At 67.8% G+C, this 13877-nt stretch carries 12 protein-coding genes; 4 read left to right on the top strand and 8 right to left on the bottom strand.

The annotated features are described in order from the left end of the window. The 4 genes from AC1RJ9_RS24270 to dinB all read right to left on the bottom strand — a co-directional run bounded on the left by AC1RJ9_RS24270 (position 1) and on the right by dinB (position 6640). Positions 1-3165 carry an error-prone DNA polymerase gene (locus AC1RJ9_RS24270; RefSeq protein WP_492840770.1) on the bottom strand — a complete coding sequence of 1055 codons (3165 nt, stop codon included), beginning with the start codon at positions 3163-3165 and terminating at the stop codon, positions 1-3. After that, a complete protein-coding gene (locus AC1RJ9_RS24265; protein ID WP_492840772.1) occupies positions 3162-4685 on the bottom strand; it encodes a Y-family DNA polymerase in 1524 nt (507 codons plus the stop codon). The genes AC1RJ9_RS24270 and AC1RJ9_RS24265 overlap by 4 nt, the downstream gene beginning before the upstream one ends. Next, positions 4606-5403: an ImuA family protein gene (locus tag AC1RJ9_RS24260; protein WP_492840774.1), complete on the bottom strand. Its 798-nt coding sequence runs from the start codon at positions 5401-5403 to the stop codon at positions 4606-4608. The genes AC1RJ9_RS24265 and AC1RJ9_RS24260 overlap by 80 nt, the downstream gene beginning before the upstream one ends. A 166-nt stretch (positions 5404-5569) precedes the next feature. Continuing rightward, positions 5570-6640 (bottom strand): DNA polymerase IV, encoded by a 1071-nt coding sequence (dinB, locus tag AC1RJ9_RS24255; RefSeq protein ID WP_492840776.1) that lies wholly within the window; start codon positions 6638-6640, stop codon positions 5570-5572. A 110-nt stretch (positions 6641-6750) separates the two neighbouring features. On the opposite strand from dinB, the gene AC1RJ9_RS24250 reads away from it, so the two are divergent. Together AC1RJ9_RS24250 and AC1RJ9_RS24245 are read left to right on the top strand one after the other, a co-directional pair. Beyond that, a complete protein-coding gene (locus AC1RJ9_RS24250) occupies positions 6751-7098 on the top strand; it encodes a hypothetical protein (RefSeq protein WP_492840778.1) in 348 nt (115 codons plus the stop codon). 38 nt (positions 7099-7136) lie between these two features. Then, positions 7137-7466 carry a hypothetical protein gene (locus AC1RJ9_RS24245; RefSeq protein ID WP_492840780.1) on the top strand — a complete coding sequence of 110 codons (330 nt, stop codon included), beginning with the start codon at positions 7137-7139 and terminating at the stop codon, positions 7464-7466. A gap of 6 nt (positions 7467-7472) precedes the next feature. On the opposite strand, the gene AC1RJ9_RS24240 is transcribed toward AC1RJ9_RS24245, so the two are convergent. The 4 genes from AC1RJ9_RS24240 to AC1RJ9_RS24225 all read right to left on the bottom strand — a co-directional run bounded on the left by AC1RJ9_RS24240 (position 7473) and on the right by AC1RJ9_RS24225 (position 9869). After that, a complete protein-coding gene (locus AC1RJ9_RS24240) occupies positions 7473-8228 on the bottom strand; it encodes an SOS response-associated peptidase family protein (RefSeq protein WP_492840782.1) in 756 nt (251 codons plus the stop codon). 140 nt (positions 8229-8368) lie between these two features. Then, positions 8369-8776: a ribonucleotide reductase subunit alpha gene (locus AC1RJ9_RS24235; RefSeq protein ID WP_492840784.1), complete on the bottom strand. Its 408-nt coding sequence runs from the start codon at positions 8774-8776 to the stop codon at positions 8369-8371. A gap of 116 nt (positions 8777-8892) precedes the next feature. After that, entirely contained in the window at positions 8893-9399 is a 507-nt protein-coding gene (gene moaC / locus AC1RJ9_RS24230) for a cyclic pyranopterin monophosphate synthase MoaC (protein ID WP_492840786.1), read from the bottom strand. Further along, positions 9396-9869, bottom strand: a complete 474-nt coding sequence (locus AC1RJ9_RS24225; protein WP_492840788.1) for a molybdenum cofactor biosynthesis protein MoaE — start codon at positions 9867-9869, stop codon at positions 9396-9398. Before AC1RJ9_RS24225 ends, moaC begins: the two co-directional genes overlap by 4 nt. Positions 9870-10151: 282 nt before the next feature. Here AC1RJ9_RS24225 and AC1RJ9_RS24220 point away from each other — a divergent pair, with 282 nt between their 5' ends. Both AC1RJ9_RS24220 and AC1RJ9_RS24215 read left to right on the top strand, forming a co-directional pair. After that, a complete protein-coding gene (locus AC1RJ9_RS24220) occupies positions 10152-11384 on the top strand; it encodes an acyl-CoA dehydrogenase family protein (RefSeq protein ID WP_492840790.1) in 1233 nt (410 codons plus the stop codon). A 301-nt stretch (positions 11385-11685) separates the two neighbouring features. Continuing rightward, positions 11686-13554, top strand: a complete 1869-nt coding sequence (locus tag AC1RJ9_RS24215) for a methyl-accepting chemotaxis protein (RefSeq protein ID WP_492853385.1) — start codon at positions 11686-11688, stop codon at positions 13552-13554. Positions 13555-13877 lie beyond the last annotated feature (323 nt).

Here is a 13877-nt window from a genome sequence, read left to right as displayed (position 1 = left end):
TCAGCAGAAATTGCGGCTACGCGCCGCCCAGGCCAGGTCCCCGGCGTCGGCGCCGCGATCCTGCAAGGTGGCCATCAGGGGCGTGAGATCGTGCAGCTGGTAGGCCACCAGGTGGACGACATCGCCTTCGCGCTGGATGCGCCCATCGACACCGATCAGGTGGGCGCCCAGCGCGATGCGGCGCTGCTTCTCGTAGAGGGTCTTCCAGATCACCAGGTTGGACGCGCCTGTCTCATCCTCGATGGTCATGAACATCACCCCCTTGGCGGTGCCGGGCATCTGGCGCACCAGCACCAGGCCGGCGGTCTTGATGAACCGGCCATCGCGAGCGTCGGCGGCGACCCGGCAGGGCACGCGCTTGAGGCCTTCGAGGTCGGGGCGCAGCAGGGCCAACGGATGGCGACGCAGGGACAGGCCGACATGGCTGTAGTCTTCGATAATCTCGCGGCCTTCGGTCATGGCCTTCAGAGCCGGCGGCGGCTCGTTGAGCTCGGCCGCGCCGGGCTGGTCGAAGAGCGGTAGGGCGACATCACGTAGGCCCTTTATCGCCCAGGCCGCTTCGCGCCGCGCCAGGCCGAGGCTCGGTTGGAAGGCGTCGGCTTCGGCCAGGCGCGAGAGGGCGCCGGTCTTGACGCCAGCCCGCCGCCAGAGATCGTCGATCACGCGGTAGGGGTCTTCGGCGCGCGCCAGGACCAGGCGCGCGGCGTCTTCCTCGGCGAGGCCCCCGACCATGCGCAGGCCCAGGCGCACGGCGAAGGCGCCATCGGCCTTTTCCTCCAAGGTGCAGTCCCAGCGCGAGGCGTTGACGCAGATCGGCCGGATCTCGACGCCGTGCTCGATGGCGTCGCGGACGATCTGCGCCGGCTGGTAGAAGCCCATCGGCTGGCTGTTGAGCAGGGCCGCGCAGAAGATCTCCGGGTGGTGGCACTTGAGCCAGGAGGAGGCGTAGGCCAGAAGCGCGAAGCTGGCCGCATGGCTCTCGGGAAAGCCGTAGGAGCCGAAGCCCTCGAGCTGGGCGAAGGTCTGCTCGGCGAAGTCCTGTGGGTAGCCGCGCTCGACCATGCCGCCCACCAGCTTGGTCCTGAAGTGACTGACCCCGCCGGTGAACTTGAAGGTGGCCATGGCCCGGCGCAGCTGATCGGCCTCGCCGGGCGTGAAGCCGGCGCATTCGATGGCCACGCGCATGGCCTGTTCCTGGAAGAGCGGCACGCCCAGCGTCTTGCCCAGCACCTTCTCCAGCTCCGGTTTGGGATAACAAACCGCTTCCTTGCCTTCGCGCCGGCGCAGATAGGGATGGACCATGTCGCCCTGGATCGGGCCGGGTCGGACGATCGCCACCTCGATGACGAGATCGTAGAAGGATCGAGGCTTGAGGCGCGGCAGCATGGCCATCTGTGCGCGGCTTTCGATCTGGAAGACGCCCAGGGTGTCGGCCTTGCGGATCATCGCATAGGTGCGCGGATCCTCGGGCGGGATCGTCGCAAGATCCAGGTCGATCCCCTTGTGATCCTTCAGTAAATCCAGGCCGCGCTTCAGGCAGGTCAGCATGCCCAGCGCCAACACATCGACCTTCATGAACTTCAGTTCGTCGATGTCGTCCTTGTCCCATTCGATGATCTGGCGGCCGTCCATCCGCGCCGGTTCGATCGGCGTCAGTTCGTCCAGCCGATCCTGGGTCAGCACGAAGCCGCCGGGGTGCTGGGAGAAATGGCGCGGGGTGTTGAGCAGCAGCTGGGCCAGTTCCAGGGTCAGGCGCAGGCGGCGATCGGTCAGATCCAGGCCCAGGTCGCGGGCGTGCTTTTCCTCGATCTCCTCGCGCGAGAAGCTCCAGACCTGGCTCGACAGCGCCTTGGTCATGTCCTCGGGGATCCCCAGCACCTTGCCGACATCGCGCACCGCGCCGCGCGGCCGAAAGCGCTGGACGACGGCGACGATCGCCGAGCGATCGCGGCCGTAGGTCTCGAAGATCCATTGCATGACGGTCTCGCGCCGGGCGTGCTCGAAATCCACATCGATGTCCGGCGGCTCGTCGCGCTCCTGGGACACGAAGCGCTCGAAGAGCAGGTCGTTGCGCTCAGGGTCGATGCTAGTGATCCCCAGCACGTAACAGACCGCGGAATTGGCGGCCGAGCCGCGGCCCTGACACAGGATGTCCTGGCTCCTGGCGTAGCGGACGATCGCATTGACCGTCAGGAAGTAGGGCGCGTAGCCCAGGGTCCCAATCAGCTTCAGCTCATGATCGAGGATGGCCTTGACCTCGTGGGTAATCCCGTCCGGAAAGCGTTCGGCCGCGCCTTCCCAGGTCAGATCTTCCAGCGTCTCCTGGGGCGTCTTGCCCGTCTCGGCGACCTCATTGGGATACTGATAGGCCAGCTCGTCGAGCGAGAAGCGGCAACGCTTGGCGATCGCCACCGAGGCGGCGATGGCTTGGGCGTGACGCGGAAAGAGCCGCACGATCTCGGCCGGAGCCTTCAGGTAGCGGTCGGCATGGCGGTCGCGCTTGAAGCCGACATCGTCGATGGTGGTCTTTTCGCGAATGCAGGTGACGACGTCCTGCAGCAGGCGGCGGGCCTTTTCGTGGAACAGCACCCGGTTGGTGACCACGGGCGTCACCCCGGCCGTTCGCGCCATTTGCTCCAGTTCATATAGGCGCAGAGCGTCACCCGGCCGGCGGCGCAGGGTGAGCGCCATGTGGGTGTCGGGGCCGAACACGGCCTTGAGCGTTCTCAGCTGGGCAGCGGCGACGTCGTCGGCGGCGTCGGGGATCAGGATGGCGATCAGACCCTCCGCGTAGGCCGTCACGTCCTGCAGGGTCAGATCGCATTCGCCCTTGCCGGCCCGGGCCTTGCCCAGCGACAGCAGTCGGCACAGGCGGCCATAGGCGGGCCGGTCGGTGGGTAAAACCACGAGGGTCATGCCGTCGCGCAACACCAGCTCGCAGCCGACGATCAGCCGCACGCCCGTGGCCTTGGCGGCGATATGGGCGCGGACCATGCCGGCGACGCTGTTGCGGTCGCAGATCGCCAAGGCGCGATAGCCCAGGGCCCGCGCCTCGTCGAACAGCTCGCCGGGCGAGGAGGCCCCGCGCAGGAGCGAGAAGTGCGAGGCGCATTGCAGCTCGACATAATCGCCAAGATCCTCAAGCGCTTGCGCGGAGATCTTCACCCAAACACCCCCGCTATGAACCAGCGCTGTGAGCCGGTGGCCAGATCCTCGCCGTCGCCGTCGCGAAAGATCCAGAACCGCTCGCCCGCCTCGTCCTCGACCTGGAAATAGTCGCGGGAGCGGGCCAGCTCCGCGTCGGCCTTCCACCACTCGCCAAACACCCGCTCGGGGCCGTCGGCCCGGCGGACCCGCCGGCGCATGCCGCGCCAGGTGAACGAGGCCGGCGCGGCGTCCGGCAGCAGGGCGACGGTCTCGATCGGTTCAGGGTGCGGGAAAAGCCGGGTCGGGCGCGGCCAGTCGGCCGGCCAGGAGAAGGCCTTGGGACGCTCGAGCGCCGGCGCCTTCTTCACCGAGCGTTCGGGCACGTCGCTTTGCACGCTGACCAGCCGATAGACATGCTCGGGACCCAGCCGATTGGACAGGGTGTCGATCAGCCCCGAGAGGTCGGCGGCCTGGCACGCGCCGGCCCCGATCGCCGCCTCGTCCTGCTTGTAGGCCAGGCCTTCCGCGCCAGGCGCGGCCAGCAGGATCTTGTCGACGCCAAAGCCCGGATCGACGTTTTCCAGCGTCTCGCACAGGAGCTTGGCCAGCCGCTTGGCGTCGCGCGTAGGCGCGGCCATGCCGATGCGCGCGGTCTCGATGCGGTTGTCGACCCGGAAGAAGTAGGCGTCGAGCCGTTTGGCGCCCAGGCCGGCCGCCTCCAGGGCCGCGCAGAGCTCGGCGGTCAAGTGCGTCACATAGCGGGCCAGGGTCTCGGGCGCGCCGATCGGCTCGGCGAACACCCTGCAGGCCCGGAGCGTTTCAGGCGCGAGGACCGGCTCGATCGGCTCGGCCTGCCGGGCGAAGGCCTGGTCCAGGCGCCGGGCGGGCTCCAGGCCCACGCGGTGGGTCAAGGGCCCCTTGGGCGTGGCCTCCAGCTCGCCGATCGTGTCGAAGCCGAGCTTTGACAAGGCCGGGACGAGATCTGCCGGCAGGCGCAAGGCCGCCACCGGCAGGTCCTGCAGTTCGCGACCGGTGGCGCCGGGGGTGACCACGAAGAGCGATCGCCTGGAATACCGGGCCAGGGCGTGGGCCCCGCCCCAGCTGTCGGCGATGGCGATCTGCGCGGCGAATCCGGCCTTGGCCAGGCGGTCGCGGATATCGATCAGCATCTTGTCTTCGCCGCCGAACAGATGGGCGCAGCCGGTGGCGTCGATGACCAGGCCATCGCCGGGATCGGCCGCGACGGTCGGCGAGTAGAGACGTTGCGCCCACAGGGCCAGGCGGTGCAGGGCGGCTTGGTCGCCCTCGGGGTCGAGATCGTAGAGCGCCAGGCCCGCGACCAGGGCGGTGGCGTGGGCGACGGGCTGGCCGACGCGCAGGCCCGCGCGCGCGGCGGCCAGGTTCATATGGGCGATCGCGCGGCGGCGGCCGACACGCCCGACCATGATGGTCGGCGCATCAGGCGGCGGCGCGCTCTTGCCCAGCGTCTGCGCCTGCATCCGGGCCAACCGGTCGGTCGGCCAGCGGGGCAGGAACACGGAGATGACCCTTTGCGTCACAGGCTTCCAGCTCGATGTCGAAGGCGTCGCCGGCGCGGCAGCGGAGAAGTTCGAGAAACCAGCGGGGACGGCCCACGCCGGGGACAGGCAGCGGTGAGGAGGGCAGGGCCGAGACCCGCCACCGCGTGGCCGCCGCCGTCGGCTGGCCCAGGTCGGCCGCGTCGGCGACCCGCCGCCATCGTCGAATGGCGATCGCCATCTGTCCGCTCTTCTCGGCCGCCAACTGCAGCCGGCGCGAGGCGGTCATCGACAGCTTGCCGACCTCGCCGATCACCCCGGCCAGGCCCGGCCAACGCAGGCCTTCCTCCATCGAGGCCAGCACCCCGGCCTCATCGCCGGCCTCGGCGAAGATGATCCGCTCAGGCGGCAGGCCGACCTGGCTGAGGAACGGCGCGAAGAGGTCGCGCTGGCGCAGGCACCACAGCACCTCGCCCTCGGCGCGGGCCAGGAGCCCGGCCGCGAAGCTCGCCGCCGCCGCGCCGTGCAAGGCGCCGTCGGCCCCGCCGGCCACTTCGTGCAGCGCCCCATAGGCTAGGCCGCCGTCCGGTAGGCGCGCATCGAGCGCCGGGATGCCGAACGGCAGCACCGCGCGCGTCGTGCGGTCCTGCGTTTCGAGGGCGCGGACCTGACGGCGAAGCGCGTCGAGCGCGGCGGGGGAGGAGCGGAGGGACATGAGGATGAAATGATATTGTTCCATCTTTGTTCTCGTGGCTCGGCGAGAGTCAATCAGCCCAGGGGTGCGGCGCAGGCGCACGCCTGGGCCAAGATCGCGGCGGCGCAAGGGTTTGGGCGGACTCGGAATTTTTAGGGGGCGACCGAAGCTGTCGTAAGGGCCGGCAGGGCGAGACGGCCCTGGACGCGGCCTAGACGGGCAGGGCGGTCTGCGACGTCGGCGGCGGGCTGGTGAAACTGGAGACGGTGACGCCCAAGAGCCGTACGCCCAGCCGCAGCGGATAAACCGAGCGGACCAGATCCTGGGCGACCTGGCGTAGGGTCTGCGCATCGGTGATGGCGCCGGGGAGCGAGCGTCGGCGGGTGGCCTGCTCGAAGTCGGCGTACTTGATCTTGACCGTGGCCGTGCGTCCGTAGGCGCCAGCCTTTTCGCACCAGGCGAACACCTTGTCAGCGAGCGCGGCGACCTCGGCCTCGATCCGGCTGGTGTCGACAAGGTCGGTCTGGAACGTTGTCTCCGACCCGGAGGACTTGCGCTCGCGGTCGGGATTGACCGGCCGCGTGTCGATCCCGCGGGCGATCGCGTAGAACCAGGGCCCGGCCCGGCCGAAATGCTGCACGAGGAACGCCAGAGACTGTTGACGCAGATCCTCGCCGGTCGCGATCTTAAGCCCCTTCATCTTGGCTTCGGTGACCTGGCCCACGCCATGGAAACGGCCGATCGGCAGGGTGGCCACGAAGGCCTCGCCCTGGCCCGGCGCCACTAGGAACTGGCCGTTGGGCTTGTTCTGGTCCGAAGCCATCTTGGCCAGGAACTTGTTGTAGGAAATCCCGGCCGAGGCGGTCAGTCCCGTCTCGTCGAGGATCGCCTGGCGGATCCGCCGCGCGGTCTCGGTCGCCGCGCCGACGCCGGCCAGATCGGCGGTGACATCGAGGTAGGCCTCGTCCAGTGACAGCGGTTCGATCAGGTCGGTGTAGTCGGCAAAGACCGCGTGGATCTGCTGGGAAACGCCGCGATAGACCTCCATGCGATGCGGCACGAAGATCAGCTCGGGGCATTTGCGCAGGGCGGCGCCGGAGGGCATGGCCGAGCGCACGCCGAATTTTCGGGCCTCGTAGCTCGCCGCGGCGATCACACCGCGCGCGGCGGGCGAGCCGACCACGACAGGCCGCCCTCGCAGGCTGGGATCATCGCGCTGCTCGATGGACGCGTAGAAGGCGTCCATGTCGATATGGATGATTTTGCGAGGCGGCGACTCCATGTCCCCAACTCTGTAGCAGTCTGTGAACGAAACAGGAACTTTCTCCTTGAACGCGCGACCCAAAAGGCGTGAAACGAACGCGCCATCTTGGTCGTATGGGAGAGCAGGGCGTGTCGCGCGTAGAGGGTGAGTTTCTGTTCCTGGCCCTGGAAATCGGCTTGGCCGAAACCATCGCGCAGACCCTCAAGGACGTGGAGCGGGCGATCGCCGATCTGCCCGACGGCCTCAGCGCCAACCGCTATCGGCGCCGGCTTGAAGACCAGCGCGCCTCGCTTCGCAATCCGACCTTGCGCACCAGCGCGGCCCTGGTGGTGTCGATGTGCGTCAGGACTCCAGCGCTGACCGGCAAGATCCGGCGCGTGTTCGCCGATCTTGCCGAGCGTCATCCGGAGCTGGCCTGGTTCTATGTTCAGTTGCCTGGAACCACGGTAGACGAGACCCTGCGCCGCGCCGGTTAGGCCGCCGCGCTTTGCACGTCAGTGAGCGGAGATCCTCCTTGGCGCCCACCCCTCCGCCCTCGACGTTGAAGCGCCCGCCCGAAGCGCTCATTCGACGCTTCCACCTGGGTCAGGTCGGCGCTGACACGGTCTCGACCTTTCTCACAAAAGGCTACTCGCTGGCCATCTGCTGCCGGGAATGTCCGCGGCTGATCGAATGGACGCCAGAGACGCTGTTGGAGACGTTCGGGGATCGGACCCACGTCAAGATCGCCGATATCGCCGCGCGCCTGTCGTGTTCCGGAGATCAGGGATGCGGCTCCACGGACGTGGCGATCTTCCCCCACCTTTATGACGGTCCCTGGTCCTGGGCGCCGCCGGAGCGGTGACCTCGATCAGGCTGGAATGACCTCGTCGCCCTTGCCGCCGAAGGCCACGATTTTCAGGCGCTCGGGGAGCGGACGTTGAAGCTTGGCGACCTCGGTCCAAGGCGCGTCGCTCATCCAAAGGTCCCAGTCTTCCGGCTCGGTCAGGATCACCGGCATGGCCTTGGAATGGTAGGTCTTCACGGGCTCGGCGGCGTCCGTGGTCAGGAAGCCGTAGGCCACGATCTCCTCCCAGCCCTTGCTCTTCATCCGTACGCAGGCATGGGGCGTCCAGATGCCGGCGAAGAAGGCCAGCGGGCGGCTCTCATCAAGGGCGAACCAGATATTCTTGCGGGTCTTCTCGTGATCCTGGTCCGGCTCGGCGAAGGAGGTGAACGGTACTAGGCAGCGGCTCCCCGCGCCCAGCCAGGGCGCCCAGTGCGCGTTGGTCTTGCCGGTTTTCTCGCTGGTGGTGTTGCGCACATTGGTGGTCCCCTTGTCCGGCTCCATCTTCAGCAATTCGGCGAAGTCGAACTCCGTGCCCTTGGCGCGCAGCTTGTCGGCCCGCTCCGTCGCGGCCTTGAACAAGGCCTGCTTAGACGAGGGCATGCCCCAACGCGCGTCACGCATCACCCGGCCGCCGTCCTGGCCATGGGTGATGATCGGCGCGGCGTAGTCCGGGTAGATGCCCGGCATCGGCGGCTGGTTGTTGTTGAGGTCGCTCATGGCGCGCGCCAAGGCGGCGACTTCGGCGCGCGCCTTCATGAGGGCGTAGAGATCGCACATTTGCGGGTCTCCCTAACCGGCGGTCTCCTGACGCTAACGGTCAGACGCGGCGCTGCAAAGCCGACGAAACAACAGCCTAGGCGGCCTTTCACCACACACGGGTCGGGGTTGATCGGCCGCGTTCGCGTGCGGCGGCCGGCTCAGTGGAAATGAAGCGGATCGCCGTCGGGGCCAAAGGCGGCGTATTGGCCAACGCCGCCGACCCGGACGGCCTCGACCATCGTCTTGAGCGCCGCGTCGATCTCGGCCTTGGCCGGAGGGCTTCCGTCGCGGCCAGACAGGGCGGCGGCGAACACCACCTGCCACGGCGGTCCGGCGTCCCTGGACTCGCGCGCCAAGCTGTCGAAATCGGTCAGTTCGCTGGCGGCCTTGTCGACGCACATCAACGCCGCCAAGGCCCCGCCGCGCCCAGCCAGGAAGTTTTCCCGCTGCGCCGCGCTCGGATGATCGGGCAGCTCGGCGCCGGCGAACACGAACAGCAGGCGATGGGGCTGGACCTGGGCGGCGGCGGTCTTCAGCAGTTGCTGAAAATGGGAGTCTTCGGTCATGGTCGCACCTTGGGCTATTTGAAAAACCAAGCCCTTGCGCGAGATCAAGGTCGCTTGGACGCGAGTTCAGCCTGGACCTCTATTGTGTTCGGCGCCACCGGCGACGGAGACGATCGTCACGGCAGGCGCTGGGATTGGCCAGCATCGTCCGGGGCCGACGACAGCCAGGGTCCCGATTTGCCGCCGCTCTTGGAGGTCAGACGCACGGCCTCGATGACCATGCCCTTCTCGGCGGCCTTGAGCATGTCATAGATCGTCAGGCAGGCCACCGAGACGGCGGTCAGGGCTTCCATCTCCACCCCGGTCGGGCCGGTGGTCTTGACGCGCGCGGTCACAGCCAAACCGCCATCGCTTGCCTCGACCGAGACCTCCACCTTGCTCAGGGCCAGCGGATGGCACAGTGGGATCAGATCGGAGGTCTTCTTGGCGGCCATCACCCCTGCGATCTCCGCCACGGCCCGAACCTCGCCCTTCCGGCCGGTCCCCGATAGCGCCAGAGTGAGGGTTTGGGGCGCCATGCGCACGAAGCCCACCGCTACGGCCTCGCGCGTTGTCGACGCCTTGTCCGTGACGTCGACCATCCGGGCCCGTCCCTCGTCGTCGATGTGGGTCAGGCGGGTCATCGGTCAGAACCCTCAGCGCGAAGGCGCGGGTTGTCCCATCGGCCAACGTCGTCATGATCTTGAGCGGTGGGCTCGATCCAACTTACGCCGTGCGGGCCGTGCTGCTTCTTCCAGAACGGCGCCTGGCTTTTCAAATAGTCCATCAGGAAGTCGCAGGCTTCGAACGCCGGTCGGCGATGGGCGGCGGCGGTGGCCACGAAGACGATCGCCTCGCCGGGGGCGATGGAGCCCGTGCGGTGGACGATCTGATAGTCCACCAACGCGAACCGCGTCTTGGCCCCTTCGGCGAAATCGGCGATCACCGCGTCGGTGAAGCCTGGATAGGCCTCCAGCTCCAGGATCTGGGCCGCGCCGCCTTCGGCCCGCGCCAGGCCCGTGAAGCTCGCTATCGCGCCGACCTCGGCGCGACCGCGGCAAAAGGCGTCGAGCAGCAAACCGGGCGCGAAGGGCTGTTGGGTCAGGGTGATCATCGGCCATCGGTTCGCTGCGCCGACGTCACCGTCATCCAGACCGATCGAAGAGGGAGGGGCAGGTGGGTTCATGCGGCGCGGACGATAGGCGCGCCATCGCGCCAAGCAAGGACAAACCGGGGGTGCGCGGCGATGGCGCACGGCTGGGGTGGTCAGGCTTGGCGCCCGTCAAGCCGACGAGCGGCGACTTCACCGACGGCGTTTGCGGTCCATCAAGGCGCGAGGGGTCTGGGCGGCCTAGGAGGAAAGGACCGCGGATCGCGCGGACCCGGGATCGGCTTAGTGGTTCGTCGAGCAGCCCCCTTTCTCGAGCCGGATACGACGCGATCGGCGTCGGAAGAGGCTTTCTTGGCCTTGGTGAGCGCCTTCTTCGAGGAGGCGCTCACGCCCGATCTTCGGCAGGCCGGCCGACAAACTCTTGGCGTGCATTCCGAAATCGAGGCGTGCAGGGTCTGGCATGCGCGACTGTTCGCGCGGGGCTGGATCGCGCCGGGTTGGCCGGTGGCGTGGGGCGGGACGGGCTGGAGCGCTCGCCAGCGCTTCCTGTTCGACCGAGAATGCGCCTTGAACGACGCTCCGGTGCTATTCGCTGGGGGGCTGCGGAGCCTGGGGCCCTTACTGATCGAGCAGGGCAGCGACGCGCAGCGGACGCGTTATCTGGGAGCGATCCTGTCGGGCCAGGATCTCTGGTGCCAGGGATTCTCTGAGCCGGAGGCTGGATCCGACCTGGCGGCGGTGTCCTGTCGCGCGGTCCGTCGCGGCGAGGCCTATCATCTCAATGGAACCAAGATCTGGACCACAGGCGCGCATCTGGCCAACCGCATGTTTGGCATCTTTCGCACCGCCGATTCCGAGCGCCGTCAGCAGGGACTAACTTTCCTGCTGATCGACATGGACAGCCCCGGGCTCACGGTTTCGCCAATCCTCGACCTGGCCGGGCAGCATGAATTCAACCAGGTTTTCTTCGATGACGTGATCGTCCCCGCAGAGAACCGGATTGGGGCTGAAAATGATGGGTGGTCTATGGCCAAGCGGCTGATGCAGTTGGCTCGCGCCAACAACACCCCCGCGGCCCTGGTGCGTCGCGCTCATCGCCACGCCGCCGAGCGGCTGTTCCAGTCCGGGTCCGGCGTCGATCCCGACCTGCGCCGTCGCCTGGCGAGTCTGGCGATCGAGGTGGACGCCTTCGAGCAGCTGGAATTGGCGGCGCTTCCGTCGGGCCGACCTGGCCCCCACGATCAGATCGCGCCCTCCATGCTCAAGCTGGTGGGCAGCCAGTTAAATCAGCAGGTCGCCGAACTGGCGATGGAGATCGCCGGCGACGCGGCGGCGGCAGCGCTTGGCGCCCTGGGCGTGGCAGACGACCTGGCCGGGAGCGAGGCGCTGGACGCCGGAGCGCGGGCCATGGCCCGGCGGCTGAGCCTGCGCGCCGCCACCATCTATTCGGGAGCCAGCGAGATGCAGCGCGACATCATAGCGCGGCATTTGCTGAGTACGGGGCGACCGCAGCGCTGACCGAGCTGTTCACCCCGCGAGCCCTGGAGCGGCCGTGGCCCTGTCGTGGAAGGGGGCGATCCGTCCTCGGGAAAGCCAAGCTATACTTTCGCCTCCCGGACTCCTGACATTCAACCAGACCGAAGCTGACGGAGGTCAATCGCAACCGGCGCGTCCTATGTAAGGGTGATCATGACGCTGGATGCGGTCCTCTTGGCAGCCCCGGCGTTCGATCCTGGTGCGTGGACCAGGCGCTCGCTTGCCTCGCGCTTTCTCAGGCCCCTCATCCAGGCGCGAGGCCTTCGTCACCCCCGAGATCCCCATGCTGTCGCATCTTCGCATCTCGCGAAAACTGTCCGTCGCCTTCAGTGCGATCATCGCCGTCTTCATCGGCGTCAGCGCAATCGTCCATTTCAATCTTTCGACCATCACCGCCGCGGCGGCGGCCAAGGACGTCACCAACATGGTGATGGAAGATCGCGCCGCGATGGACACCGCGCTTCTGGCGCAGGAAAGCGCCGTGCGCGCGTTCGTCGCCACGCAAGATCCCGCCTTCGTGGAACACTATCGCCAGGAAGGCCGCGCCTATGACGCCGCGCTTAGGCATCTGCGTCAGGTCGCAACCGATCGCAAGAACCTGGCGCTGGTCGGTCAGATGGACACCGCCGCCAACGCCTGGCGACGCGACGAGGCCCTGACGCAGATTCGGCTGGCGAGCGACCCGGCAGAGCTGCCGCAGGCGGTCGCCATGATCGGCGGCGGCAATTTGGCCACGGCCCAAGCGCTGAGCGCCACCATCGCGGCAAATATCGACCAAGTCTATCAACGGCGGACCTTGGCCCATCGCGCCGCGGTCGGTCAGTCGGCCCTGACCCTATGGCTGGGATCGGGCGTCGTGGTGGCGCTCGCCGGTCTCGCTGGTTGGTTCCTGACTCGCGGCGTCGCGGTTCCGGTGGCGGCCATGACCCAAACCATGGGCGCCCTGGCCGCCGGCCGCCACGATGTGGAAATCCCGGCGATCGGTCGCCGCGACGAGGTCGGAGACATGGCCCAGGCGGTGCTGATCTTCCGCCAGAACGCCATCGAGAAGTTGGATCTGGAGACCCTGACCGCCGCCCAACGCGCCGCCGCCGAGGACGAGCGGCATGAGCATGAGGCCCAACGCGCTCTGGCGGCGGCCCAGCAGGCGGCCGTGGTCGCCGCCATCGCTGATGGATTGGGCAAGCTATCGGCTGGCGACCTGACCCAGCGGCTGACGCAGAGCTTCGCGCCCGAATACGAACAGCTTCGCGCCGACTTCAACGCCGCGGTGGCCAAGCTCAACGACACCATGGGACTGATCATCCTGAACGCCGAGGCGATTGGCTCCGGCTCCCAGGAGATCAGCGAAGCCGCCAGCGACCTGTCGCGGCGCACCGAACAACAGGCCGCCAGCCTTGAGGAGACCGCCGCCACCCTTGACGAGATCACCGGGACGGTGATGCGGACCGCCGAGGGCTCCACCGACGCCCACCAGATCGTCTCGGCCGCCAAGGACGAGGCCGATCGTAGCGTCGGATTGGTCAGTCGCGCGGTGGAGTCGATGAGCGCCATCCAAGCTTCCGCCGGCCAGATCGGTCAGATCGTCGGCGTGATCGACGAAATCGCCTTCCAGACCAACCTGCTTGCGCTCAACGCTGGGGTCGAGGCCGCCCGGGCGGGTGACGCGGGCCGTGGGTTCGCGGTGGTCGCCCAAGAGGTGCGCGCCCTGGCCCAGCGCTCAGCGGGCGCGGCCAAGGAAATTCGCCTGCTGATCGGCGCCTCCTCGCGTCAGGTCGATGCGGGGGTGGATCTGGTCGGCCAAACCGGCGCGGCCCTGACCCATATCGCCGACCTGGTGGGACGGATCACCGGCATCGTCGAGTCGATTTCGGCCTCGGCTCAGGAACAGGCGACCGGCCTTCAGCAGGTCAATACGGCGGTCAATCAGATGGATCAGGTCACCCAGCAGAACGCCGCGATGGTGGAGCAGAGCACCGCCGCCAGCGTTTCGCTGGCCAATGAAGCGGCCGAACTGTCGCGATCCATGGCCCAGTTTCGTCTGGTCGGGTCGTTTTCGACGCCGCCGGTCCGCGGTGAGCGCGCGACGGCGAGCGTTTATCGGCCAAGCTTCGGCGGCGGCGCGGCGCGAGCCCATGGGGTCGCCCTGTAAACCTGGGAGGATTTCTAGGTCGGGTCCTGGCGGACTTGATCATCGGCAAGGTTCGACTTGCTCATTGTGCGCGCTCGCGACCCCTTCAACGCCCTATCGCGCGCCGCAGGCGGCAAGGCATATCCCGAGCCCTCAAGAGGGCGCTTCATGTCAACGCGATATCGCCGAAAGACGACTTGGACAGGGCGATCACGTCCATCGGCCGATCACCTCGCGGCCGATATGTTGATGGCTCTGCGTTATCCTGTCGAACAGGTCTTGACCGGTGGTTTGCGACAGGTGGCGCGGCGGCGGCCAGAGATCTTCGAGCGCCTGGGCGCCTA

The sequence above is a fragment of the Caulobacter sp. GW822-FHT07D08 genome (genome assembly GCF_058798735.1).
Note: the sequence above shows the minus strand (reverse complement) of the source record. Positions and strands in the feature narration are given on the sequence as shown.

Bases quoted from the DNA above. Each gene is read 5' to 3' on its own strand.
- AC1RJ9_RS24215 (WP_492853385.1), top strand. From the start codon at position 11,686: ATGCTGTCGCATCTTCGCATCTCGCGAAAACTGTCCGTCGCCTTCAGT.
- AC1RJ9_RS24225 (WP_492840788.1), bottom strand. From the start codon at position 9,869: ATGATCACCCTGACCCAACAGCCCTTCGCGCCCGGTTTGCTGCTCGAC.
- AC1RJ9_RS24260 (WP_492840774.1), bottom strand. From the start codon at position 5,403: ATGGAACAATATCATTTCATCCTCATGTCCCTCCGCTCCTCCCCCGCC.
- AC1RJ9_RS24235 (WP_492840784.1), bottom strand. From the start codon at position 8,776: ATGACCGAAGACTCCCATTTTCAGCAACTGCTGAAGACCGCCGCCGCC.
- dinB (WP_492840776.1), bottom strand. From the start codon at position 6,640: ATGGAGTCGCCGCCTCGCAAAATCATCCATATCGACATGGACGCCTTC.
- moaC (WP_492840786.1), bottom strand. From the start codon at position 9,399: ATGACCCGCCTGACCCACATCGACGACGAGGGACGGGCCCGGATGGTC.
- AC1RJ9_RS24240 (WP_492840782.1), bottom strand. From the start codon at position 8,228: ATGTGCGATCTCTACGCCCTCATGAAGGCGCGCGCCGAAGTCGCCGCC.